Origin of the sequence: Jeotgalibaca sp. A122, from assembly GCF_052266715.1 — a bacterium.
GTDB lineage: Bacteria > Bacillota > Bacilli > Lactobacillales > Aerococcaceae > Jeotgalibaca.
This window is the reverse complement of record NZ_JBQPRB010000012.1, coordinates 1-26463: the sequence shown is the minus strand read 5'-3', so window position 1 is coordinate 26463 and position 26463 is coordinate 1. Positions and strand designations below refer to the sequence as shown.

The following is a 26463-nucleotide window of genomic DNA, read 5'->3' as shown; positions in this document are numbered from 1 at the left end:
CCCATACAAATGAATATGAATAAAAACAATAAAAAAAGAAAAGTGGGCATCAAACTTCCTGTTTACTTGTTATCCCTTATTTTAGTTGCTGCGATTTCTGCGGGAGTGACTTTTATATTCGCAAAAAGCAATCAAGTAAATCTTGCCAATCGCGATACGAGTAATTCTCAGTCAGAGTCAACGCAAACCATAAAGGACATTCAAGATGTGCCCGGTTCGCAAAATATTCAGGCCGTCTATGAAATTATCCTCTCAAATTATATCGAAGACGTTAATGAAGAAGATTTACTTGAAGGAGCATTGGCAGGAATGGTCAATGCTATCGAGGATCCTTACAGCCAATATTTGAATATTGAAGAAACTGAAACAATGGACGAAACAATTTCCTCTTCGTTTGAAGGTATTGGTGCTGAAATTATGAGCATTAATGATCAGATAGTCATCGTTTCACCCATCAAAGGTGCGCCAGCCGATAAAGCAGGCTTATTACCTAATGACATTGTCTTGAGTGCTGACGGAACTTCATTGTCTGGGATGACAGCTTCAGAAGCAGTCAACCTCATTCGTGGTGAACGCGGGACTTCGGTTAGTTTAGAAATTCAACGTGGAACGCAAATATTCACTGTGGAAATTATGAGGGATACGATTCCAATTGAAACCGTATCTTATGAATTATCAAAAGAAAATCCGGAAATCGGCGTGATTTCAGTGTTCAGTTTTGCCAGACCTACTTATGATGAAATTGTTACTGGAGTAGAGGCGTTACGGGAACAAGGTGCAAAAAAATTCGTTTTCGATTTTAGACAAAATCCGGGTGGTTTACTTGACCAGGCTTTGAAAATTGGGAATATGTTTGTAGAGGATGGCGCTATTCTGATGCAAACGGAAGAAAAAAATGGTAATCCTTATATCATAAAGGCAAATGATCAAGAATATGGCGAGTTCCAAATTGATGAACCGGTAATCATGCTGATTGACGAGGGAAGTGCTAGTGCTTCAGAAATCGTAGCAGGTATCATGAAAGAAGAAGCAGAGGTTCCTTTGGTTGGGATGACCACCTTTGGAAAGGGTACTGTTCAATCCATTTATCCTCTTACGGAGGACAGTGAACTCAAGTTAACGGTGGCAAAATGGTTAACACCAGCAGGGAACTGGATTCATGGAGAAGGGATTGCCCCTGACCATGAAGTTGAGTTGCCTTCATACGCCTTCTTGACAATTATTGATTCTACTGCGACTTATGAAGTTGGATCTGTTTCTGAAGCAGTTAAAAATGTAGAAGAAATGCTGAGTGCAGTTGGTTATTCTTTGGTCGCTGATGGCTATTATGACTATGATACGGTGGAAGCAGTCAAGCAATTCCAACAAGATAACGATTTGTCACAGACAGGTGAAATTGATGACCAAACTTCAGTTGGATTAGTGGAAGAACTTCGAGAAGTTATTTCAGAAAATGATACCCAGCTGGATAAAGCACTGGAATTATTGGGGAATATGAGTGAGTAAATGAGAAAATCACTTTCTGAAACTATTTGGCAATGGTTTAAGGCTTTTGCTGTAGCCATTGCTTTGGCACTCTTCGTTCGTTACTTTGTATTTATACCTTTGCAAGTAGCGGGCGATTCAATGGCACCTACTTTAATTCCCGATAGTTATTTAATATATCATCAGAGTAAGTCAATTGATCGTTTTGATATCATTTTATTCCATGATGATAAAGACGCCACTTATATTAAACGGGTGATTGGCCTGCCTGGGGAGACTGTCGCTTACAAAAATGACCAGTTGTATATAAATGGGAAACGAATTTCGGAACCGTTTTTGGCTAAAAAATTGGAATCGAATCAAATTTTTACTTCTGATTTTTCTATTATTGAATCAGATGATGAACGTAAAGTTCCAGAAGGTCATTATTTTGTCTTGGGAGACAACAGGCCAAGAAGCAAAGACAGCCGCATGTTTGGGTTTGTTCCTGGAGAATCTGTGGTAGGAAAAGCGCGGGTAATTATTTATCCATTTGATCAAATTGCCTGGATAAAGTAAGTCTATCGAATCAAATAAAGGAGTGTTCATATGGATAATAACCAAAAGGAAAACAAAAGCAGAGGTTACAACTTAATAAAAGAGATTGTAAATATATTGCTATCAGTTGTAGTTGCTTATGTGTTATTTATTCTTATCAGAACCTTCTTATTCTTTCCTTTTGAAGTGGTTGGTGATTCAATGGTACCAACACTAACGAGTGGCGACCGCTTGATTTTAAATCGTTTGGGAAATGTGGATCGATTTGATGTCGTAGTATTTCCCGCCCCGGACAATCCAACCGATGACGAAGAATATGTGAAACGTGTCATTGGTCTGCCTGGTGATGAAATCACATATTATAAAGATGACTTATTCATCAATGGTGAACTAGTTGAAGAACATTATCTTGAACCGTTGAAAGAAACGGTGAACGAAGGGCAAATCACAAACGATTTTTCGTTAGTTGATATTCCCGGAAGTACTTCTGCAGTTGTGCCACCAGACACATTTTTTGTTATGGGCGACAACCGTCAAGTATCCAAAGATAGTCGCATGTTTGGATTTGTACCCGCTGAAGAGATTGAAGGGACATCCAGTTTGAGAATATGGCCATTAGATAAGATAGGTTTTTTAGGAGAAAATGAGTAACTATTAGCAAGAATACAAAGAGGGTGAGACCTTTTGTCTCACCCTCATTTATAGATTAATGGAGGCGTAAATAAATGCAGATTCAATGGTTCCCTGGGCATATGGCCAAAGCTAAAAGAGAAGCAATCGAAAACAGAAATATGGTTGATATTGTCCTTGAATTGGTGGATGCGCGTATTCCAGAATCAAGCCGTAACCCTTTAATGGATGAAATTGTTGGGAATAAACCACGTTTGATTATTATGAATAAAGCCGATTTAGCAGATCGAAGCAGCACGGATAGATGGCTTGCCTATTTCAGTCACGTTGATAAAAACCAACAAGCAGTTGCTATCAATACCTTTAGCCAATCCGACATTACTCGAACCAAGAAAATAATCAAAGAAATGATGGCTGAGAAAATGGCGGTCCGTAAATCTAAAGGATTGAAGCCGCGTGCTATTCGCTTAATGGTTTTAGGTATACCGAATGTTGGGAAGTCAACGTTTATTAATCAGATGATAAAGAAAAACCGGGCCAAAACAGCTAATAAGCCAGGTGTTACGCAACAACAGCAATGGCTAAAAATTGGCGATGATTTTGAGCTTCTGGATACACCAGGTATTTTATGGCATAAGTTCGAAGATCAAACAGTAGGAGTGAAGTTAGCTCTAACGGGCGCTATCAAGGACACACTTTTCCACAAAGATGATATTGCTTTACACGCACTGGAATTTTTCATCAACCATTACCCTGGAAGAATAGCGGCAACCTATCATCTTTCAGAAACAATGGATGAAAAAACGTACCCAGAATTGCTGATGGAGTTGACCAAGAAGTTAAATTTTGGCGAAGACTATGAACGTGCCAGCGAAAAGTTGATTTTTGATATTCGTGATGGGAAATTAGGCACCTATACTCTTGATAGTGTTCCAGTAATCCATCAAGATTCACGGGAGTTAAGCAATGAGCAATAAATATTCCATTGGCGAAATAAAAACTATTTTGGCTGAAATTACTGAGCCGACCCATCCATTTTTTTCTGAACTCAGTACGGATACCCGTAAAGGGGTCCTCAATGAGCTGAAAAAATGGCGCAATCAACATGAAAAGCGCCAAAATCTCTTGCAACATCAGGCTAACATGTTGCTTTTTGAAAACCAATTAAAAGCAGAAGGTTATCAATGTATTGCTGGTATTGATGAAGTAGGAAGAGGACCCCTAGCAGGTCCCGTTGTTTCAGCAGCTGTTATTTTGCCCGAGGATATGCCTGCATTACGGATCAATGACTCAAAAAAATTATCAAAAAAAGTGCGTAACGAACTCTACGATATCATTCTTGACAAAGCTCAAGTGGGTATCGGTATAGTAGAAAATACCGATATTGATTCCTTGAATATTTATGAGGCTACTAAAATAGCCATGATGGCTGCTGTAGCCAATTTACCCGAATCTCCGGATGCCTTATTGATTGATGCAATGAAGTTGGCACTTCCTGTGAAGCAAATCTCCCTTATCAAAGGCGATGCTAAGTCCTATTCCATCGCAGCGGCCAGTATTGTTGCAAAAGTATACCGGGACCGTCTTATGGAAGAGTATGCCAAAGAATATCCCCATTATGCATTTGAGAAAAATGCCGGATATGGAACAAAAGCACACTTGGAAGGGCTGGAACAATACGGTTTCACCTCAATTCACCGATTGAGTTTTGAACCAATAAAAACGATGGCGAAAAATAATTTAAACTAAAAAAAAGTTTTTGGCTCTTTTTTCTCTATATATACATAGAGAGAAAGGAGTTTTTTTATGAGAAAATTAATACGAAACAAATTAATCATTTGTTCGCTCGTGAATGTATTTAGTGCTGAAGAAATGGTAGCAATTACCGTAGCTCTAATCAATGATCCGCAATTAGCACTGGAAGACATTATCTTGAGAAAAGGTATTTGGCAAAACTACAACACGGCTTGCAAAAAATTAGATGCAGTCAAAAAAGCATTGGAAATTGAAAATATCAACCGCAAAATGGAGAAGCTTCAGCGAACAGGTACGAAAGTTTGTACAATCATCGATGAAGATTATCCTGATGAGTTAAAGGAGATTTACCTTCCCCCTGTTGTCATCTATTTTCAAGGGGATTGGGAATTAACAAGAGGCAAGCGCTTGGGCATTGTGGGTAGCCGCCAGATAACAGAATATGGAAAAAATGTGATAGCCACCATTACTCCAGAAGTTGTGCGGGCGGGAATCATAACCGTCAGCGGCTTAGCTAAAGGAGTAGATCGCGAGGTCCATAAACAGACAATCAAACATAACGGTGCTACAATAGCTGTTATCGGGACAGGGATGGACCAATTTTATCCGGCTGAGAATAAAGAATTACAAAAAGTAATGTTGAAAACGCAGTTGGTTCTGAGCGAATATCCATTAAGTGTCGGGCCTCAAAGACATCATTTTCCGATGCGAAATCGCATTATTGCAGGTCTTTCGCAAGGGGTATTGGTTGTGGAAGCCAAAGAAAAGTCAGGCAGTTTGATTACTGCAAATGTGGCTCTTCAAGAAAATCGAGAAGTCTTTGCTGTTCCCGGAAACATTTTAAATGCTGCTTATAAAGGAACCAATCAATTAATACAGGCGGGAGCCAAAGCAGTTTTAAGCTTTGAAGATATCGTTTCAGAAATGATTGGTTTTTGGCAAAAAAAATAAATATTTGACAAAACTCTAATTAATAGCATAAGATGATAAACGATTTCAGGTCATGATAATGACAAGTAAGTAATGAAAGGAGTTTTCCTTTGGCCTATAAATATTTGGTGATCGTAGAATCACCAACAAAAGCGAAAACAATCGAAAAATATCTCGGTCGCAATTATAAAGTGGTTGCAAGTAAAGGCCATTTACGTGACTTACCAAAAAGCCGCATGGCGGTTGATTTTGAGAACAATTACCAACCGGACTATATCTCCATCAGGGGAAAAGGTCCTTTAATCAAGGAACTGAAAAAATATGCAAAAGGTGCAGAAAAAATATTTCTCGCATCTGACCCGGATAGGGAAGGTGAGGCTATTGCCTGGCACTTGGCTTACTTGCTAGGACTAGACCCATCCGATAACATCCGTGTTATTTATAATGAAGTAACAAAAACGGCAGTTAAAGAAGCAATAAAAAATCCAAGACCCATCAATCTGGATCTGGTTTCCGCTCAAACGGCTAGGCGGGTATTAGACCGGGTAGTTGGTTATTCAATCTCTCCTATATTATGGAAGAAAGTAAAAAAAGGTTTGAGTGCCGGACGCGTTCAGTCAGTTGCCCTGAAACTTATCATCAATCGTGAAGAGGAAATCTCTAACTTCGAACCAGTAGAATCCTGGACGTTGGATGGTACTTTCCAAAAAGATAAGAGTATTTTTGAAGCTAGTTTTTATGGTTTCAACGATGGTAAAAAAGCCAAACTTTCAAATGAAGAAGAAGCCAAGTCAGCCTTGGCGAAATTATCCGGAAATGAATTCCTGGTTTCCGATGTAGAAAAGAAACAACAAAAAAGAAATCCCGCACCGCCCTTTACAACATCCAGTTTACAACAAGATGCAGCGAATAAGTTAAACTTCAGAACTAGAAAAACGATGATGGTTGCCCAACAATTATATGAAGGGATTTCCCTTGGTAAAGAAGGTTCTGTCGGTTTGATTACCTATATGCGTACGGATTCGACACGTGTTGCGGATAGTGCTGTTTCTGAAACACATCAATTTGTACTTGATGAATATGGACAGGAGTATGCTCGGAATAAACCACGTGCTGATAAATCCTCAACAGGATCTCAAGATGCCCATGAAGCGATCAGGCCATCCAGTGTGATGCGAAAACCAGCGGATATCGAGCAATACTTGAGCAAAGACCAGTTTAAATTGTATCAACTTATCTGGTCACGATTTGTAGCCAGCCAGATGCAACCAGCAATTTTTGACACCATGCGCGTTCACTTGGCCAATCAAGATTTGGTTTTCCGGGCTAATGGTTCGAAAGAAAAATTCCCTGGATTTAGAAAAGTTTATCAAGACAATAAAACAAAGGATAATATGCTGCCAGAGCTAAATGTTGGAGATGTTGTCTATTCAAAAGACATCATTCCAAACCAACACTTTACACAACCACCAGCACGTTATTCAGAAGCTTCTCTTATTAAAGCGTTGGAAGAAAACGGTGTAGGAAGACCTTCTACATACTCCCCAACGATTGAAACAATTCAGCGTCGCTATTACGTTAAACTCGTGGCCAAACGATTTGAACCAACTGAATTAGGTACAATTGTACATGGCTTAGTAGACAGCTATTTCCCTGAAATCGTTGATGTCTCATTTACAGCGGATATGGAAAAGGATTTGGATGCTGTTGAAGAAGGTAAATTAGAATGGGTTAAAGTTATCGATGCGTTCTATAAACCTTTTGAGAAACACCTCAAAAAAGCAGAAGTAGAAATGGAAAAAATCGAAATCAAGGATGAACCAGCAGGATTCGATTGCGAACTGTGCGGTAGCCCCATGGTTATCAAAATTGGTAAATTCGGTAAATTCTATGCTTGTAGCAACTTCCCAGACTGCCGCAATACCAAGGCAATCGTGAAGAAAATCAATGTTAAATGCCCGCTTTGTAAAGAAGGGGAAGTCATTGAACGTAAATCCAAGAAAAACAGAATATTCTTCGGGTGCGATCGGTACCCTGATTGTGAATTCGTTTCGTGGGATAAACCAATTGGTCGGAATTGCCCTAAATGTGATCATTATCTGGTGCAAAAGAAGGTCCGTGGTGGACAACAAGTAAAATGTAGCCATTGTGACTATGAAGAAGAAGTTCAAAAATAGAATATCTCCAAAAAAGAAGCATAAGTGCTTCTTTTTTTGGTACAATATCAGAAAACGTTGTCAAAATACCATTGTCCAAAAATGAATTGTCAACGTTCCTATCTGGAATTGAACAAAAGTAAACCTTATGATATTTTAGGATAAGGATGGGAGGTTGGACGATGGAAGAAAATCATATATGGTTGGAAGCTTTCATCCATTACTTAGCGATTGAGAGAAGGTATTCCGATGAGACAGTCAAAGCTTATCTTCAGGACCTGAAAAAATTTGAGTCTTATCTCAGTAATACGGGGCAAGCGGCATTTAAGGATGTTAAATTAATAGATATCCGCTTATTCCTTAGCTTTCTGGATGAAGAGCAATTAAGTCGGAATAGTATCTCCAGAATGCTCTCGAGTTTACGGGGCTTTTATAGCTTTTTACTTCGGGAGAACAAAATCAGTGAAAATCCAGTAGCATCCATTTCTTACAAAAATCGCACGTTACGGCTCCCCAAACATCTTTATCAGGAAGAATTAGAGAAACTATTCGACGCAGCCAGTGGGACAGAGCCATTGGACTACCGAAATGTTGCTTTATTAGAGCTTCTGTATGCAACTGGTATCCGGGTCAGCGAATGTAGAAATATCCAAATGGCAGATATTGATACAACACTAGGAGTCATTTTGATATATGGTAAGGGAAACAAAGAGCGTTATGTGCCTTTTGGCCATTTTGCCTTGGAAGCTATTACTTTCTATTTGGAAAAGGGACGCTCGGTTCTGATGACAAAATACAAGCAAGAACACGATTATCTATTCGTTAATCGGTTAGGCGAACCTTTAACGTCTGGCGGGATTGAGCATATTTTGAAACAAATCATGAAAAAATCTGGGCAAACCGGTAATTTGCATCCGCACATGTTACGTCATACCTTTGCGACTGACATGTTGAATGAGGGTGCTGATTTAAGAACGGTCCAGGAATTGCTCGGACATGCCAGTCTTTCATCCACGCAAATTTACACACATGTGACGAAAGATGCCTTACAAAGAAATTATCAAGCTTTTCATCCCCGTGCGAAGCGGAGAACCGATAATTAGCGAAAGAAACAATGGAAGGAAGTTTTATTATGACAACAATTTGTGCAATTCAGCATAATGGGAAATCAGCGATGGCTGGCGATGGCCAGATAACTATGGGTGAATCCGTCATCATGAAAGGATCCGCAAAGAAAATCCGTAGAATCTATAATGACAAGGTTATCGTGGGTTTTGCGGGTGGCGTTGCCGACGCTTTTACGCTTGAAGATAAATTCGAAGCAAAACTGAACCAACATAAAGGAAATTTAATGCGTGCTTCAATTGAGGTTGCCCGCGAATGGCGCGGTGATCGTGCCATGCAAAAACTAGAAGCTTTGTTGATCGTGATGGACAAAGACCAAATGTTTTTAGTATCAGGAAGTGGTGAGGTAATTGAGCCAGATGATGGAATTTTAACAATTGGATCTGGTGGGAATTTTGCATTGGCAGCGGCTCGGGCTTTGAAGCGGAATTCTAACAATCAATCCGCACGAGATATGGCTTACCAAAGTCTGAAGATTGCTTCAGAAATATGTGTATTTACAAATGACCATATTATCGTTGAGGAATTCGTTTAATAAGGAGTGTTCATTAATGATTGTAAAAGCTAACCAAACACCACGGCAAGTGGTTGCTGAACTTGATAAATATATTATTGGCCAAAATGATGCCAAAAAATCTGTGGCAGTTGCCTTGCGTAATAGATATCGTCGCATGCAATTAACTGACCAGATGCAGAAAGAAGTAACGCCCAAAAATATTTTGATGATTGGACCAACTGGTGTTGGTAAAACTGAAATTGCGCGTCGCTTGGCTAACCTTGTCCATGCCCCATTTGTAAAAGTGGAAGCGACAAAGTTTACTGAAGTTGGGTATGTGGGTCGTGACGTTGAATCCATGGTTCGTGATTTGGTCGAAAATGCGATTTTAATAGTCGAAAATGAAAAACGTAGTGATGTTTATAGCCAAGCGAACGCTAAAGCTTTGGAGCGCATTGCTCAGGCCTTGAAACCTGGCATTAAAAAGAAACAAGCTCCTAATCAAAATAGTATGTATAACATGTTTCAGCAATTCGGGCTCCCAACAGATACCATGCTGCCTGAAGAGGAAGAAACGGAAGAAGTAACAGCAGAGATTGCTACTGAACGCCGTGAAATCGTCGAGCAGTTAAGAAAAGGCATTTTGGACAACCGCGATGTGACCATTAAAGTTGTAGAAAAAACCGGCAATCCAATGGGTACAATGGGGAATAATGAACAAATGATGATGTTACAATCCGCGTTGGACTCCATGACTCCTAAAAGAAAAGTTAAACGGACGATGAAAGTCAAAGACGCCATCAAAGTTTTAACGGATGAAGAAACAGACAATCTAATCGATAAAAATGATTTATCAGCTGAGGCTTTGCGAATGGCGGAAGAAAACGGCATTATTTTCATTGATGAGATTGATAAAATTACTTCCAAATCCGATCAAGGCGGTCAAGTTTCACGAGAAGGTGTTCAACGAGATATCCTGCCAATCGTGGAAGGGTCACAAGTCTCAACGAAATATGGTAATATTCAAACGGATCATATTCTGTTTATTGCCTCAGGGGCATTCCATGTTGCAAAACCGAGTGATTTAATTCCGGAACTGCAAGGGCGTTTTCCAATTCGGGTGGAACTGGATGATTTAACGGAAGATGATTTTGTCCGCATTCTAACTGAACCTGATAATTCGCTAGTGAAGCAGTACCGTGCACTCTTGGAAACAGAAAATGTCGTGGTTACCTTTACCAAAGAATCAATTGAACGTATTGCTGCTATTGCCGCAAAAATGAATGATGAAACGGATAACATTGGTGCCCGTCGTCTTCATACTATTTTAGAAAAATTATTAGAAGATCTTTTATTTGAATCTCCGGATATGCCAGGGCAACAAATAACAATCACAGCAAACTATGTTGATGAAAAATTAGCATATATTGTTGAGGACCAAGATTTAAGACGCTATATTCTGTGAGGTTGAAGTAAATGGATGAAATATTGGAACGATTAAGAACAATCAATCGCATGCTGCAAAAAGAAGGTGGCTTCATTAACCGTGAAAAAATAAATGATTTGCCGTTTTTGGATATGATAGAGCGTTTGGCGGAGATCCTGGGAGCAAATACTTATTTAATCGATGAAGAAGGCACACTGCTTGGCTTTAGCGAAGCGATTGATATTAATAATGCGCGTGTTAAGCAAATGTTGGTGGACCAAAAATTCCCGCTCGTATACACGGATGAAATAAACAAAATCAAGCGTACGACAGCCAATATTGGCATCGAATCGGACTTAAGTGTTTTTCCTGTGGAAACGAGAGACATTTTCGTTACCGGTCTTACGACCGTGACCCCCATTTTTGCGGCCGGGGTTCGTTTAGGTAGCCTCATATTTGCACGCCTCAATCGTCCTTTTGACAGTGGTGATTTAATCTTGGCTGAGCATAGTGCAACTGTGATTGGGGTGGAGGTTCTCCATCTGAAAAATATCAAAACTGAAATGGCCACAAGGGCTGAAACGGCTGTTACAATTGCCTTGCAGTCGCTCTCTTTCAGTGAAACGGAAGCAATCACCGAAATTTTCAGTCAAATTGAGGGGCTGGAAACACGTATTAATGCTTCTCAAATTTCAGCAAGCAAGGGAATCACGCGCTCAGTGATTGTTAACGCCTTACGTAAATTAGAGTCGGCCCGTATCCTGGAATCTAGATCGTTAGGGATGAAAGGAACGTATATCAAGGTAAGTTCAGAAGTACTACTGCAGCAGATGAAACAAAAACTAGAAATATAAAAAAGATGCCTGATGGCATCTTTTTTATTGCTTATTTTTCCTCTTGTAGTTGAGTCCGAATGGAACAAGACTCTCTGTTCCTTGGCGGATCCTTTGAATATTTTCGCGATGGCGGATGATGATATAGGTAGTTAATGCCATTGTCACGACTATCAACCAAAAATCCCCCATAAATAAAGAAATCAAAACAGCGCTCAAACAAGCCGCGATGCTTGCAAAACTAACCATACTGGACAATAGTAAATAAATTAGAAAACAAGTAATAGCAAGTGTAAAAAATAACGGATTATATGCTAAAATGATTCCGGCACTAGTTGCAACGGCCTTTCCACCTCTAAAGTTGGCGAAAATGGGTAATGTATGCCCAACTGCAGCTAGGACTCCAGTAAATAGCGGATGGATAGGGACATTCAACCACAATGGTAATAGTGTTGCTAGGGAACCTTTTAATATATCCATTACTAAAACAATGATTCCAGCTTTTGTGCCTAGAACGCGGAAGGTATTGGTTGTTCCCATGTTTCCACTCCCGTGTTCCCTTATATCCGTCTTATAAAAACCTTTCCCAATCCAGACACCCGAGGGAATAGAACCTAATAAATATGCTAAAACTATAGCGAATACGGTATTCAAACATGTCACTCCTAATAATCAGAATATACTTTGTAGCTAGTTTACCACTAAAAGTGGCTATTTCCTATTATATTTTTATTAAAAGCCCGATGCTAAAGCATTTTGAGCAGAAAAATCAGGAAATATCTTTTACATCAAGTTGATTTTAAAGTATTATGGTAGAATGGATGTTCGAGTTCTGTAGAACAAAGGAGTTTAATGATGGTTGAAAGAAAAACGAATCAATACAATGACGATTCAATCCAAGTCCTTGAAGGATTAGAAGCAGTCAGAAAGAGACCTGGTATGTATATTGGGTCAACAGATAGCCGTGGTCTACACCATATGGTATATGAGATTGTGGACAACGCAGTGGACGAAGCGTTATCCGGTTTTGCCGATGAAATTGTTATAAAAATACATGAAGACCAAAGCGTTACGGTCACCGACAATGGTCGGGGGATGCCAACGGGGATGCACCAAAGTGGTATTCCAACTATCCAGGTTATTTTTACCGTGCTTCATGCGGGAGGAAAGTTTGGCCAAGAAGGTGGTTATAAAACATCCGGTGGTTTACACGGGGTTGGGGCTAGTGTTGTAAATGCTCTTTCAGCGTTTTTGGATGTTAATGTAATCCGGGATAAAACCCTTTATACTTTGTCATTTTCAAATGGTGGAAAGCCGAAAGGGAAAATGAAAAAACAACTCAAAGTGAACAAACCCAACGGTTCATCCGTTCACTTTTTACCCGATCCAGCTATATTCGGTAGTGCGCAATTGAATTATGATATTCTGGCTGAACGTATGCGTGAGTCAGCCTTTTTGTTAAAAGGTTTGAAAATCACCATCATCGATGAGCGTCATGACAAGAGTGACACTTTCCAATATCAGGATGGCATAAAAGAGTTTGTTACATACTTAAACGAGGAAAAAGATACATTAAATCCTGTGGCTGCCTTTACAGCCATGGTTGAAGATATTGAAGTCGATTTTGCCTTCCAATATAATGATGGTTATTCAGAAACGATTCTCTCTTTCGTTAATAACGTCCGTACTAAAGATGGTGGTACACATGAAGTCGGTGCTAAAACTGGGATGACCAAAGCATTTAATGAATATGCTCGTAAAGTCGGACTTCTAAAAGAGAAAGAAAAGAATTTAGAGGGAAGCGATGTCCGTGAAGGACTGACAGCCGTATTATCATTGCGTGTTCCTGAAGGCATTCTGCAATTTGAAGGCCAAACCAAAGAAAAACTAGGAACACCACAAGCCCGTGCAATTGTCGATAACCTTATCAATGAACGTTTAAGTATCTATTTGATCGAGAACGGGGAAGTTGGACAAATGCTCGTGCGTAAATCTCTAAAAGCACGGGAAGCACGAGATGCAGCGCGTAAAGCTAGAGAACTAACACGTAATGGCAAAAAACGCAAAGGAGAATTACTCCTGTCTGGTAAATTGACACCAGCACAAGGGAAAAATGCTAGTAAGAACGAATTATTCTTGGTCGAAGGGGATTCCGCAGGGGGGTCGGCTAAACAAGGCCGAGACCGTAAATTCCAGGCGATTTTACCTTTGCGTGGTAAAGTTATCAATACGGAACGTGCCAATATGCAGGACATCCTCAAAAATGAGGAAATCAGCACCATTATCCACACTGTTGGAGCGGGTGTAGGACCCGATTTCGATATTAAAGATACAAATTACGATAAAGTTATTATCATGACCGATGCTGATACGGACGGTGCGCATATCCAGACCTTACTATTAACATTCTTCTATCGCTATATGAAACCCCTGCTTGAAGCGGGAAAAGTATATTTAGCTCAACCACCTTTGTATAAAGTTTCTAAAAAGGTTGGAAAAAAAGAAGTTATGGAATACGCCTGGACTGAAAAAGAATTGGACGATGCCATCAAAAAAATCGGTAAAAACTATATTCTTCAACGTTACAAAGGACTTGGTGAAATGAATGCGGATCAATTGTGGGACACCACCATGAATCCGGAGTCAAGGACCTTAATCCGTGTTGTCATCGACGACAAAGCGACCTTGGAGCGACGGGTAACCACGTTGATGGGTAATAAGGTAGAGCCAAGACGAAAATGGATTGAGAATAATGTTCAGTTCTCGCTTGAAGATGATAAGAGTATTTTAGAGGAATCGGATGCGAATGGATCTGATCAAATGAAGAAACACAAACAAGAAGAAGCAGCCGAGCAGTTGAGAAAAGAAGCGGACGAAGCCGCTCAAATGAGCTTGGATTTTGAAAGTGGGGAGATTTAATGGCACAGGAGCATGAAATTAAAGAACTCATGATGGAAGATGTGATGGGAGACCGATTTGGACGTTACTCCAAATACATTATCCAGGACCGCGCCTTGCCGGATATCCGCGATGGATTGAAACCCGTACAACGGCGGATTTTATACGCTATGTACGTCAGTGGAAATACGTCCGAAAAACAATTCCGTAAATCAGCTAAAACGGTAGGAAACGTAATTGGTAACTACCATCCTCACGGGGATTCAAGTGTGTATGAAGCCATGGTGCGTTTAAGCCAGGATTGGAAAATGCGTGAACCATTAATTGAGATGCACGGTAACAACGGGAGTATGGATGGCGATCCGGCTGCTGCAATGCGGTATACGGAAGCGCGTCTTGCCAAAATTTCCAGTGAATTACTGGGAGATATCGATAGCGAAACCGTTGATTTTATCTTAAACTTCGATGATACGGATGAAGAGCCACTCGTTTTGCCGGCTCGTTATCCGAATTTACTTGTCAATGGCACAACAGGTATCTCAGCTGGTTATGCAACGGATATTCCGCCCCACAACTTAGGCGAAGTAGTGGATGCAACCGTTCATTTAATTGATCATCCCAATGCTAGCGTACAACAGCTGATGAAATACGTAAAAGGACCAGATTTTCCAACAGGTGGCATCATCCAAGGGAAAGAAGGACTTGAGAGTGCGTATAAAACCGGGCGTGGGAAAGTGGTTGTGCGTTCTAAAACGAAAATTGAATCGCTTCGTGGCGGAAAGCAGCAAATCGTTATTAACGAGATTCCCTATGAAGTAAACAAAGCGCTATTGGTAAAAAGAATGGATGAAATTCGCCTGAATCGTAAATTGGAGGGTATAGCCGAGGTTCGAGACGAAACAGACCGTGAAGGCCTTCAAATTGTTGTAGAACTAAAGAAAGATGCCAATGCTGAAGGGATATTAAACTATCTATTTAAAAATACGGATTTACAAGTAAACTATCATTTCAATATGGTGGCTATTGATGAATTACGACCTAAACAAGTAGGATTGGTGCAAATACTGGATGCTTATATTAAGTTCCAGAAAGAGGTTATTACCCGTCGTACCGGTTATAATTTACGAAAAGCCGAAGCGCGTTTACATATCGTTGATGCCTTGATTAAAGTAATCTCGATTTTGGATGAAGTAATTGCGTTAATTCGTAACAGTAAAGATAAAAAAGATGCTAAAAATAATTTAGTTAAGACCTATAAATTCTCAGATACCCAAGCTGAAGCGATTGTTTCTTTACAATTATACCGTTTAACAAATACCGATATTGTCGCTTTGCAAAACGAAAAACTGGATTTAAATGAGCAAGTAGCATCTTATCAGAGTATTTTGAAAAATGAGAAAACCTTGATGATGGTTATGAAAAATGAACTTTTAACCATTAAGAAGAAATATGCAACACCACGTATGTCCGCATTGGAAGCTGAAATAGAAGAAATCAAGATCGAGACGCAAGTGCTGATACCTGATGAGGAAGTTTATGTCGTACTGACTCAAGAAGGGTATTACAAGCGAACTAATTTCCGTTCCTTTGCAGCAACTGATGTGGGGGATATTGGCCTACGTGAAGGCGATCAACCGATGTTGGTTGAAAAGGCGTCAACACTGGATGCTATAGTCATGTTCACTAATAAAGGTAGCTACATGCATATGCCTATTTATGAACTTCCGGAATTAAAATGGAAAGAAATGGGTCACCACATTTCCCAATCCATACCATTCGCTACTGGTGAGGAGATTATTAACGCAACGATTGTGAAGCACAATCAACCTTTAACCGATAAACAATCGGTGGTGTTCGTTACTAAAGAAGGAATGATTAAGCGGACACTCTTATCTGAATATCAGACTTTCCGCGGTTATAAACGGAAAAAAGCAGTCGCAATCAAGTTGAAAACAGAAGCCGATACCGTTCAGAATATTCATCTGATTGATGAAACTGAACATAATTTTGAAGTATTATTTGTTACCCACGCCGGATTCAGCTTGCGCTATTTGCTTGAAGAAGTTTCCCCAACCGGAATAAGAACCAGTGGGGTAAAGGCAATCAACCTTCGAATAGATGACCATGTAGTGGGAGCTACCGTATTTGAAGCCGGGGACGATAAACACACCGTTTTAATCGTTACCCAACGAGGTAACGCTAAACGTTTCCGGACAGGCGAAATTTCTCCTCTCGGAAGAGCGAAACGCGGATTAATGTTAATCAAAGAATTAAAGGCGAATCCACATCGTATTGTGTATCTTGATCCAAACCCGGATACGCAATCCACATACACTATTAAAACGACACGTGGAAAAACGAAAGAACTCATGAGTAAAAATATTCCGTATACTCCTCGCTATACAAACGGTTCTGCCATCCTGGTAGAGACCGAAGATGGGCTCGTGTATGGAATCAAAAAGATGTTTCCAATTTCACAATTAGAGGAATAATCCAAACTGTATTCATACAACATGAAACAGGACCCATCTGTATTATAATACAGATGGGTCCTGTTTTTTCATGATATGATAATTAATGAATAAGACCTATCATTGAAAACGATTTTTGAAAACGTTGTATTATCAATGTATTAGCGGACATTTACAAAAGAAATGAAAAAAAGAAACAAATTGCATGAAAAGTATTGCACAAGCTCTGAAACGTGTTATAATGAATTCGTTAAAGGTGTTACATATTTCACAAAATAAAAATTATCATTTAGGAGGATTTACGTTATGGAACAATGGCAAGGTTTCAAAGGTAAAACTTGGAAAGAAGAAGTTGACGTTCGCGATTTTATCCAACAAAACTACACAATCTATGAAGGCGATGCAGAATTCTTGGAAGGTCCTACAGAAGAAACGAATGAATTATGGGATCAAGTAATGGACTTGACCAAACAAGAAAGAGAAGCTGGCGGCGTGTTGGATATGGATACAAAAGTTGTGTCTACAATCGCATCTCACGGTGCAGGTTATTTGGATAAAGACAAAGAACAAATTGTTGGTTTCCAAACAGAAAAACCTTTTAAACGTTCATTGCAACCATTCGGCGGAATCCGTATGAGTGAGTTAGCAGCTGAAGCTTATGGTTATGAAATCGATCCAGAAATTTCGCATATTTTCCGCGATTGGAGAAAAACACATAACCAAGGTGTATTCGATGTTTACACACCAGATATGCGTGCAGCACGTTCAAATAAAATCATCACTGGATTGCCAGATGCATACGGACGTGGACGTATCATCGGAGATTACCGCCGTGTAGCACTTTATGGTGTTGATTTCTTGATGCAAGAAAAATTGAAAGATTATGCAGTAGTGGGTAACGGTACAATGTCAGAAGACATTATGCGTCTACGCGAAGAAATGAGCGAACAATACCGTGCCTTGAAAGAGTTGAAAGAATTAGGAAACATTTACGGTTACGATATTTCCAAACCAGCAACAACTGCTAAAGAAGCATTCCAATGGGTATACTTCGGTTATCTTGCTGCTGTTAAACAACAAAACGGTGCTGCTATGTCCTTGGGCCGCGTTTCTACATTCTTGGATATCTACATCCAACGCGATATGGCAAACGGTACATTGACAGAAAAAGAAGCACAAGAAATTGTTGACCACTTTGTTATGAAACTACGTCTGGTTAAATTTGCACGTACGCCGGATTACAATGATTTGTTCTCTGGAGATCCGACTTGGGTTACCGAATCAATCGGGGGTATGGGTGAAGATGGCCGTACGTTAGTAACGAAAAATTCATTCCGTTTCTTGCAAACATTGAAGAATATGGGGACAGCTCCAGAGCCAAACTTGACTGTACTTTGGTCAACACGTTTGCCTGAAGGCTTCAAACGCTTCTGTGCACATATTTCAATCGCTACTAGCTCAATCCAATACGAAAACGATGATGTCATGCGTCCAGAGTGGGGCGATGATTACGGAATCGCATGTTGTGTATCTGCAATGCGTATCGGTAAACAAATGCAATTCTTTGGTGCTCGTGCAAACTTGGCTAAATCAATGCTTTATGCAATCAACGGTGGGGTTGACGAAGTTACCAGAAAACAAGTTGGTCCTAAATACCAACCAATCACTTCTGAATACCTTGATTTCGACGAAGTAATGGAAAAATATGACTTGATGAACGAATGGGTAGCTGAACTCTACATCAATACTTTGAATGTTATCCACTACATGCATGACAAATACAGCTATGAAAACTTGGAAATGGCATTGCATGACACACACGTAATGCGGACTATGGCTACAGGTATCGCTGGGTTCTCAGTTGCCATTGATTCACTTTCAGCGATTAAATATGCGAAAGTTAAACCAATCCGCGATGAAGATGGCATTACTGTAGATTTCGAAATCGAAGGCGATTATCCAAAATACGGTAACAATGATGACCGCGCTGACGAAATCGGTATCTGGTTATTGAAAGACTTCATGAGTAAAGTTAAGAAACATAAAACTTACCGTGATGCAAAACATACCACTTCAATCCTTACAATCACTTCTAACGTGGTTTATGGTAAGAGTACTGGTGCAACACCGGATGGCCGTAAAGCAGGTGTACCATTCGCTCCAGGAGCGAACCCATTGCACGGACGCGATACACACGGCGCTTTGGCAAGTCTTTCATCCGTTGCTAAAATTCCTTACAAATATTCATTGGATGGAATCTCAAATACATTCTCTATCGTACCTAAAGCGTTGGGCCGCGAAGCAGAAGTTCAAGAAGAAAACATGTCAAACATGTTGGACGGATACGTACGTAAAGGCGGTCATCACTTGAACGTTAACGTATTTAACCGCGAAACATTGTTGGATGCTATGGATCACCCAGAAAACTATCCACAATTGACTATCCGTGTATCTGGATATGCAGTTAACTTCGTTAAATTAACACGCGAACAACAACTAGACGTTATCAACCGTACAATGCACGAAAGTATGTAATAAAAATTGAATGCGGAGGCTTCGCCTCCGTTTTCGACTAAAGGGAGAGAAAATTCTCTCTTTTTGGTCGGAAATATAGATAAAGCTATGGAGGAGAAATGACTTATGACAAACCCAATGACAGGTTTTGTACACTCAACTGAGAGTTTTGGTTCCGTGGACGGACCTGGAATCCGTTTTATCGTTTTTATGCAGGGATGTCGTATGCGTTGCGAATTCTGCCATAACCCAGATACGTGGAATATTGGTGGTGGACAAGAAATGACGACAGATCAAGTTCTTGACATGGCTCTGCAATATAGAGAGTTCTGGGGAGAAAAAGGTGGTCTCACAATAAGTGGTGGTGAACCATTGCTCCAGATAGATTTTATTATCGAACTATTCCAAAAAGCTAAAGCCATGGGTGTTAATACAGCGCTGGATACATGCGGTCAACCTTTTACATATGACGAGCCATTCTTTGGTCGCTTTGAAGAATTAATGAAAGTAACAGATTTGATTTTGATGGATATTAAACATATCGACCGTCAAAAACACAAAGAATTAACGATGTGGCCAAATGATAGTATTCTGGAAATGACCGAATACTTATCAAAGATTGGTAAACCTGTCTGGATTCGTCACGTACTAGTCCCAGAAAGATCGGATTATGATGAATATTTAGTTCGTTTGGGAGATTATATTTCAACTTTGAAAAACGTGCAAAAAGTCGAAATTCTTCCTTACCATAAGATGGGTATCTATAAATATGAGGCATTAGGGATTCCTTATAAGTTGGAAGGGATTGAGCCGCCAACACAGGAACGTGTTGAAAATGCCCGCAAATTATTGCGTTGTGACGAATATAAAGGATACTTGCACGCTTAACAGTGCCATTAAAAAGGAAAAAGGCGAAATTTCGTTGCCCTTTTCTTTTTTTTTTAATATCATAAATACAGATAGATAGATGAAAGAGGGGCAATTATGGAAAAATTATTAGTATTCGGACATCAAAATCCAGACACAGATGCAATCACATCAGCAATCTCATTTGCTTATTACTTAAACGAAATCGGAGTTGAAGCAGAAGCGGTTGCGTTTGAAGGTCCTAGTGAAGAAACGGCCTTTGCTTTGAATCATTTCAACTTTGAGGCACCACGTGTGGTTAATACTGTATCAAATGAAGTTTCAGCCGTTGCGCTTGTGGATCATAACGAGTTCCAACAAAGTGCATCTGATATTACAAATGTTGAAATTAAATATGTTATTGATCACCACCGTATTTCAAATTTTGAAACGGCTAATCCTTTGTATTACCGGAGTGAACCTGTAGGATGTACAAATACAGTTATCTACAAAATGTTTAAAGAAAAAGGGATCGAAATTCCTGCAAAAATTGCTGGTTTAATGGCCTCAGCCATTGTTTCTGATACTTTGTTGTTCAAATCACCAACATGTACCCAGGAAGATATTGACGCAGCTAAAGATTTAGCGGTAATCGCTGGGATTGATTTAGACAGCTATGGTATGGATTTGTTGAAGGCTGGAACAAACTTGGACAGCAAAACGAGTGAAGAGTTATTAGGCCTGGATGCGAAAACTTTCCCAATGGGTGACAAATCAGTACGTGTAGGTCAAGTAAACACGGTAGCTATTCAAGACGTTTTAAATCGTCAAGAAGAATTAACTAGCTTGATGGCAGCGCAAAATGCTGCCGAAAATTATGATTTATTCGTCCTGATGATCACAAATATCGTGGACAGCGACTCTACTTTACTTGTTGTCGGAAATGGTGCAGACAAAGCAGAGGCTGCATTTGACGTTGTGCTGGAAAATCAAACGGTCTTCCTGCCGGGTGTTGTTTCCCGCAAAAAACAAATTGTTCCTCAATTAACTGAAGCTTATACAAAATAAGTTTGACAAGCCACTTTTTCAGTGTTATTCTAGATTAAAGTTAAATGAGAATAATGAGAACAAACACATTGAAAAGGAAAGTATATTTTACCAGAACTTTGCAGAGACCCTCGGTAGGTGAGAAGAGGGAAGGGAAGTAAAATAGAAAATGGCCTTAGAGTGGAGTTGCCGAATATTCATTAATATAAGGTAGCTACGGGGATGCCCGTTGCAGCATCGAAGTATTCAAGGTTTATTCCTTGAGCACTTGACGAGGTATTGTCCGTGAGGGCAATACGAACAAAGGTGGTACCACGTGAAGATAAAATTTCCCGTCCTTGAAGAAGCATTAATTTGCTTCTTCAAGGACTTTTTTTGTTTATAAATAATATTCGGAGGATGATAAATATGGCAAAAGTTGAAAGTTTTACATTGGATCATAATTTGGTGAAAGCACCTTACGTTAGGATAGCGGGAATTGAGCATAACCAGGGTAGTACAATACAAAAAATAGATTTACGTTTTTTGCAACCAAATCAAGATGCTTTCCCCACAGGAGCTTTACATACATTGGAACATTTACTGGCCACCTACTTGCGTGACGAATTACCGGGAATTATAGATATCTCGCCAATGGGCTGCCGAACAGGATTCTATTGCATTAAATGGGATGAGGCAACTGCAGAGGATATTGCTGTAGCATTGGAAAAAACATTGAAAAAAGTGTTGGAAACAGAAACTGTTCCATCGGTAACAGCCAAAGAATGCGGAAATTATCGGGACCATAGTTTGTTTGCTGCCAAAGAATACACCCGATCAGTGTTGGAAAAAGGAATTAGCCGTGATCCTTTTGAAAGAATATTCACTGAAGGGTAATGGGTCCGAAAAATGATAACTATCGATTTAACCAACAAGGTTGCCCTCGTAACGGGCGGAAAAAATGGTATCGGCGAGGCAATTGTTTCGGTTTTGTCTGAAGCTGGAGCTTCTGTCGTTTCCATTGATTATGCCTATCCTGAACCGTTCCAAATAATGCAGGGACAGATAATACAGGCGCAAGTTGATGTAGCTAATGAGCATTCGATAGATATGTGCATCCAAAATACTCTGGATCATTTTGGCAAAATAGATATTTTGGTTAACTGTGCTGGGATTTCAACCATGGATGTGGTGGTGGACAGTAAGCTAGAAGACTGGGATAAGGTTTTTGCAATTAATTCCCGTGGCGTTTATCTATTTTCAAAAAAAGTTGCGAAGTGGATGAAAGATAATAAATCAAGTGGCAGAATCATTCAAATCTCTTCCCAGGCCGGAAAAAACGGCTATGTGGGGATGGGAGGATACGTGGCATCCAAACATGCCGTTATTGGTTTAACCAAGACCATGGCCAAGGAATTGGCCCCTGATGACATCTTGGTGAATGCAGTTTGTCCAGGAATTGTTGAGACAGCAATGAAAAAGAGAGAACGGGTCGAAGGTGGGTTAATCAGGAACATGACTGCAGATGAAATATACGCTGAAGATTGTTCACAAGTGCCCCTTGGAAGAACCGCAAATCCAGATGAAGTTGCCCATGTTGTACTGTTTTTGGCTAGTCACCTCGCTTCATACATGACGGGGCAAGCTATAAATGTGACGGGTGGCATGACAATGCACTAGGAGAGGATTATATATGAATAAAAAACAGTGGCTATTGGGATTAAGTTTAGCGGGCGCAAGCATGATTCTAGGCGCTTGTACGGCAGGAAATGCTGAATCAAAAGAAGCAATCAAGAATGAAGTGATTACAGTTGGCTCACAATCGTCGGATGCTGATATTTGGCGTTATATTGCTGATTCGGAGGCAGCGAAAGAAATGGGCATAACTCTGGAAATTGAAGAAATAGATGGGGGCCCCCAATTAAATATGGCGACAGTTGATGAAGAGGTAGACGTGAATGCTTTCCAATCGTGGGCTTATTTGCAATCATTCAATGAAGAATCAGGTGATCAACTTACTGCTTTTGCAACGACCTATCTCGAACCAATGGGAATCTATTCTTCGCAGTATACGTCACTGGATGAATTGCCCAATGGCGCTGAAGTTGCCATCGCTGACAATCCTTCCAATGCCTCAAGAGGCTTATTACTTTTACAAGCAGCGGGATTGATTACATTGACGGAGGATTTTGATTCATTCGGCACTCCTTCCGATATTATCGAAAATCCCAAAAATTTGGTATTTACTGAAATTGATGATACGACTGGACCTCGGGTATTACCGGACGTAGCTATTGCCCTTATTAGTAACTCTATTGCTTTGGAAGGTGGATTGAATGTTCTTGACGACTCCTTATTTTACGAAGAAGTCTCAGAAGATACAAAACAAAATGTAAATATTTTAGTGACCCAGCCTGAAAAAGCTAATGATGAAGCTATTTTAAAACTTGGAGAAATTTACCATAGTGAAGAAGTCCAAGCCTATATAAAGGATGAATTTGGCGGGACGAAAGTTCCAGTTCAGCTTGAAATAGAGGAGCTAGAAAAATAAACGTGTTAAAATGGGAAGAAAGGGAAACCTTTCTTCTATTTTTTTTGAGGTGATTGAAATGGCTAAAAAGAAAATCAATAAAACGAATGCTATCCGGATGGTAGAACAAGCCAAAATTCCTTACCGGCTTCATGAATATGCATGGCACGAGGATCATTTGGATGCACGCACAGCAGCAAAAAATGGTTCTCTACCGATTGAAAAAGTATTTAAGACATTACTGATTGAAGGGAATAATACGGGACCTATCGTCGTTTGCATTCCTGCTTTGGCAGAAATAGATTTAAAAGCTTTGGCGAGTGCAAGTGGCAACAAACGAACCGAGTTATTACCGCTGGGAGATTTAGAAAAAACGACAGGCTATATCCGTGGAGGAACTTCGCCGATTGGAATGAAGAAACTTTATCCAACTTTTATCGCCCAAGAAGCAGAAGGGATGGAAACGATAATTGTATCTGCAGGTAAACGCGGAATGCAAATAGAGTTAAACCCGTTGGATCTAAAAGAGCTGACAGAAGCAAAATTTGTGGCAGTCACGGCAAAAATAAATTAAAATGATAAAATTTGAATAAAAGTATTCCAAATTCGAGACAATGTGATATACTATATTTAAGTAAGCTGAAGGAGGCGGTTCGATTGAGATTCGGTGTTTTATCAGACCTCCATATTGATATAAACGAACGAAAGTTGGCACCCGGGCAGACATATGACCGTTTATTAGCAGATTATCTCTATAATCATGAAATAGACGCTTTACTCCTGGCGGGAGACATCAGTTCAGATTACCATGATTCCTTAGCTTTCCTCGACCGCATGAAAGAACACCAGGTTTCAAAAATATTTTTTGTTCCTGGTAATCATGATTATTGGTCTATCCGTAATAAAGAGACGGACACCGGGAAAATCAATCAAATCTTCATGGACCGGGATGAATCGCTCGTTGGAAGACCCTTCATTATAAATGATGGATTTGCAATTGTAGCTAATCCCGGTTGGTATGATTACGGTTTTGCGAGCAACAAATATACGCTGGAAGAATTCGAAGCGAAAAAATTACGTGTTGGCGGCTGGAATGACCGACTATACGTCCATTGGGGCCAGTCGGATCAACAGGTGGCTGAGGGGATGTTGCATCAAATTGAAGACGACATTACCCAGGTTTCAGGAAGAGAAATTATTCTGATGACCCACATTGTGACGCATCCACATTTCACAGTTCCGCTGCCTAATCGGGTTTACGATTATTACAACGCCTTTCTGGGTAGTAAAAGCTATATGTCTTTATATGATAAATATCCTATTACAAAAAGTATCATGGGACATGTCCACTACCGTAAAATATTGAGCGAAGATGCTATCACTTACTACTGTGCTTGTTTAGGTAATGGTCGTCATTGGTGGACCGATGATCCTTTGTCGGAATTGGCATATACGATTGAAACATTTAATATATAACATTATTGGAAAGAGGTATTCGAATGACAGAAAAAGATTGGAAATTAGGTAAAGTAGTGCTAAAGGTTAAGGATTTAGAAAAAATGTCCGAGTTTTATCAAAAGGTTGTAGGTTTGACGGTATTGGATTCAAAAATGAAAGCCATCACCCTTGGATTGGAATCTACTAAGGAACCATTGGTGGAACTCGTGCAGATTCAACCCGATGCAACGAAGACACTTACAGCAGGATTATTCCACTTAGCGCTATTATTGCCATCTAGACAAGATTTAGGAGAATACCTATACTACTTGTTGGTGAATAAATATCCACTGGGTGGTGCAAGTGACCATGGCTACAGTGAAGCGCTTTATTTTAACGACCCTGAAGGTAACGGGATTGAAATTTATGCAGATAAACCCGAATCAGAATGGGACAGACGTGAAAACGGTCGTATCGAAGGAATCACGATTCAAATGGATGCGGAAGGCGTGCTTGGAACTGTCAAAAAACAATTTACAGGTATGCCAGCCGGAACGATTATGGGGCATGTCCATTTAACAGTCCATGATTTACCTGGAACAGAAGATTTCTATACGAACATTGTTCCATTGGGCTTGAAGTCTGATTACTTCGGCCAAGCGAAATTTTTCGCATCCGGGGATTATCATCATCACGTTGGTTCAAACACTTGGGCAGGTAAAAATTTACCTGAACCACGCGAGAATCAATTAGGTTTGGCCTACTATGAATGGTTGGTCCCAAACCAAGAGGAAATGGATGCTTTGTTAAGTCGTTTGAAAGAAAAAGACTACACATACAAAGAGGATAATGGTGTCATTATCTTGAAGGATAACAGCGGAATTGAAATGCATATTTCTATCGCTTAAATGAACACTCCCCCACTTAAATCCTGACGGATTTTGAAGTCGGGGTTTCTTTTTGTCTAAAGAGACGCTGCAGCGGGACTCGACAGTTGCCGAGATGCTTCCCTTTGGGAAGTGGCTGTTTCTTCTCTCCACAAAAAGCAACGCAAACAGTTTTTACTGTTTGTGGGCGGCGACGCGCCATCTACTACTCCCTAACATGGTCGTAGATACTTTGTCTGTTCCGCGACTGCCGACGGCAGGAAGTTCCCGTACAGTGTCTTGCTGAGGATGTTCTTGGCTCCGTGAATGTCGCGGTGGCTGGTGTAGCCGCACGCACAAAGGACATTGCGACCGGCATGTTTCTTGCGGTTGTGGCAAACAGGACATGTTTGCGTACTGTAGGCTTCGTCCACCTTTTGGATGGCGATGCCGTTGGCTCTGGCTTTATACGTCAGGTAGCTCATCAGCTTGCCGAAGCTCC

General features: G+C 40.2%; 24 protein-coding genes, 1 pseudogene and 1 other annotated feature. Of the genes and pseudogenes, 23 read left to right on the top strand and 2 right to left on the bottom strand.

Features of this window, described 5'->3' with window-relative positions; all coding sequences use genetic code 11:
* Positions 1–9 precede the first annotated feature (9 nt).
* From ACTU7M_RS10525 to codY, 11 genes are all read left to right on the top strand, one after another.
* On the top strand, positions 10–1506 hold the full coding sequence (locus tag ACTU7M_RS10525) for a S41 family peptidase (RefSeq protein ID WP_443474351.1): 1497 nt from the start codon (positions 10–12) through the stop codon (positions 1504–1506).
* Positions 1507–2043, top strand: a complete 537-nt coding sequence (gene lepB / locus ACTU7M_RS10520; protein WP_443474350.1) for a signal peptidase I — start codon at positions 1507–1509, stop codon at positions 2041–2043. It abuts the gene before it with no gap.
* 30 nt (positions 2044–2073) lie between these two features.
* Positions 2074–2673 (top strand): signal peptidase I, encoded by a 600-nt coding sequence (lepB, locus tag ACTU7M_RS10515; protein WP_443474349.1) that lies wholly within the window; start codon positions 2074–2076, stop codon positions 2671–2673.
* Positions 2674–2747: 74 nt separating this feature from the next.
* Positions 2748–3629, top strand: coding sequence for a ribosome biogenesis GTPase YlqF (gene ylqF, locus ACTU7M_RS10510; protein WP_443474348.1), 882 nt, complete (start codon positions 2748–2750; stop codon positions 3627–3629).
* Entirely contained in the window at positions 3619–4401 is a 783-nt protein-coding gene (locus ACTU7M_RS10505) for a ribonuclease HII (protein ID WP_443474347.1), read from the top strand. The genes ylqF and ACTU7M_RS10505 overlap by 11 nt, the downstream gene beginning before the upstream one ends.
* Positions 4402–4458: 57 nt before the next feature.
* Positions 4459–5358 carry a DNA-processing protein DprA gene (gene dprA, locus ACTU7M_RS10500; protein ID WP_443474346.1) on the top strand — a complete coding sequence of 300 codons (900 nt, stop codon included), beginning with the start codon at positions 4459–4461 and terminating at the stop codon, positions 5356–5358.
* Positions 5359–5447: 89 nt separating this feature from the next.
* Positions 5448–7514, top strand: coding sequence for a type I DNA topoisomerase (topA, locus tag ACTU7M_RS10495; RefSeq protein ID WP_443474345.1), 2067 nt, complete (start codon positions 5448–5450; stop codon positions 7512–7514).
* Between the two features lie 161 nt (positions 7515–7675).
* A complete protein-coding gene (gene xerC, locus ACTU7M_RS10490) occupies positions 7676–8596 on the top strand; it encodes a tyrosine recombinase XerC (protein WP_443474344.1) in 921 nt (306 codons plus the stop codon).
* Between the two features lie 11 nt (positions 8597–8607).
* A complete protein-coding gene (hslV, locus tag ACTU7M_RS10485; protein ID WP_443474343.1) occupies positions 8608–9153 on the top strand; it encodes an HslVU peptidase proteolytic subunit in 546 nt (181 codons plus the stop codon).
* Between the two features lie 19 nt (positions 9154–9172).
* Positions 9173–10579, top strand: a complete 1407-nt coding sequence (gene hslU / locus ACTU7M_RS10480) for an ATP-dependent protease ATPase subunit HslU (protein ID WP_443474369.1) — start codon at positions 9173–9175, stop codon at positions 10577–10579.
* An 11-nt stretch (positions 10580–10590) separates the two neighbouring features.
* Positions 10591–11394, top strand: coding sequence for a GTP-sensing pleiotropic transcriptional regulator CodY (codY, locus tag ACTU7M_RS10475; protein WP_443474342.1), 804 nt, complete (start codon positions 10591–10593; stop codon positions 11392–11394).
* A 24-nt stretch (positions 11395–11418) separates the two neighbouring features.
* Here the strand turns inward: codY and plsY are convergent, their stop codons facing one another.
* Complete coding sequence (gene plsY / locus ACTU7M_RS10470; protein WP_443474341.1) at positions 11419–12027, bottom strand: glycerol-3-phosphate 1-O-acyltransferase PlsY; 609 nt, start codon at positions 12025–12027, stop codon at positions 11419–11421.
* Positions 12028–12228: 201 nt separating this feature from the next.
* On the opposite strand from plsY, the gene parE reads away from it, so the two are divergent.
* From parE to ACTU7M_RS10410, 12 genes and pseudogenes are all read left to right on the top strand, one after another.
* On the top strand, positions 12229–14292 hold the full coding sequence (gene parE / locus ACTU7M_RS10465) for a DNA topoisomerase IV subunit B (RefSeq protein ID WP_443474340.1): 2064 nt from the start codon (positions 12229–12231) through the stop codon (positions 14290–14292).
* Positions 14292–16763 (top strand): DNA topoisomerase IV subunit A, encoded by a 2472-nt coding sequence (parC, locus tag ACTU7M_RS10460; protein WP_443474339.1) that lies wholly within the window; start codon positions 14292–14294, stop codon positions 16761–16763. The genes parE and parC overlap by 1 nt, the downstream gene beginning before the upstream one ends.
* A gap of 184 nt (positions 16764–16947) precedes the next feature.
* Positions 16948–17115: pseudogene (locus tag ACTU7M_RS10455) on the top strand (hypothetical protein); the annotation flags it as partial.
* The gene (gene pflB, locus ACTU7M_RS10450; RefSeq protein ID WP_443474338.1) at positions 17049–19277 is read left to right on the top strand and encodes a formate C-acetyltransferase; all 2229 of its coding nucleotides are present in this window, start codon (positions 17049–17051) and stop codon (positions 19275–19277) included. The pseudogene ACTU7M_RS10455 and the gene pflB, both read left to right, overlap by 67 nt.
* Positions 19278–19382: 105 nt before the next feature.
* Positions 19383–20144: a pyruvate formate-lyase-activating protein gene (gene pflA, locus ACTU7M_RS10445; protein WP_443474337.1), complete on the top strand. Its 762-nt coding sequence runs from the start codon at positions 19383–19385 to the stop codon at positions 20142–20144.
* A gap of 96 nt (positions 20145–20240) precedes the next feature.
* A complete protein-coding gene (locus ACTU7M_RS10440) occupies positions 20241–21170 on the top strand; it encodes a manganese-dependent inorganic pyrophosphatase (RefSeq protein WP_443474336.1) in 930 nt (309 codons plus the stop codon).
* A 59-nt stretch (positions 21171–21229) separates the two neighbouring features.
* Positions 21230–21492: a binding site (T-box leader), on the top strand.
* A 65-nt stretch (positions 21493–21557) separates the two neighbouring features.
* Positions 21558–22025, top strand: a complete 468-nt coding sequence (locus ACTU7M_RS10435) for an S-ribosylhomocysteine lyase (RefSeq protein ID WP_443474335.1) — start codon at positions 21558–21560, stop codon at positions 22023–22025.
* Positions 22026–22037: 12 nt separating this feature from the next.
* Positions 22038–22808: an SDR family NAD(P)-dependent oxidoreductase gene (locus ACTU7M_RS10430; RefSeq protein WP_443474334.1), complete on the top strand. Its 771-nt coding sequence runs from the start codon at positions 22038–22040 to the stop codon at positions 22806–22808.
* A gap of 13 nt (positions 22809–22821) precedes the next feature.
* Complete coding sequence (locus ACTU7M_RS10425; protein ID WP_443474333.1) at positions 22822–23679, top strand: MetQ/NlpA family ABC transporter substrate-binding protein; 858 nt, start codon at positions 22822–22824, stop codon at positions 23677–23679.
* Positions 23680–23737: 58 nt separating this feature from the next.
* Positions 23738–24232 carry a Cys-tRNA(Pro) deacylase gene (gene ybaK / locus ACTU7M_RS10420; protein WP_443474332.1) on the top strand — a complete coding sequence of 165 codons (495 nt, stop codon included), beginning with the start codon at positions 23738–23740 and terminating at the stop codon, positions 24230–24232.
* A gap of 83 nt (positions 24233–24315) precedes the next feature.
* Positions 24316–25134, top strand: a complete 819-nt coding sequence (locus tag ACTU7M_RS10415; RefSeq protein ID WP_443474331.1) for a metallophosphoesterase — start codon at positions 24316–24318, stop codon at positions 25132–25134.
* 23 nt (positions 25135–25157) lie between these two features.
* On the top strand, positions 25158–26003 hold the full coding sequence (locus ACTU7M_RS10410; RefSeq protein ID WP_443474330.1) for a VOC family protein: 846 nt from the start codon (positions 25158–25160) through the stop codon (positions 26001–26003).
* 191 nt (positions 26004–26194) lie between these two features.
* Here ACTU7M_RS10410 and ACTU7M_RS10405 read toward each other — a convergent pair.
* Positions 26195–26463 (bottom strand): zinc ribbon domain-containing protein (locus tag ACTU7M_RS10405; protein ID WP_443474329.1); only part of this gene is annotated, 269 nt, incomplete at its 5' end.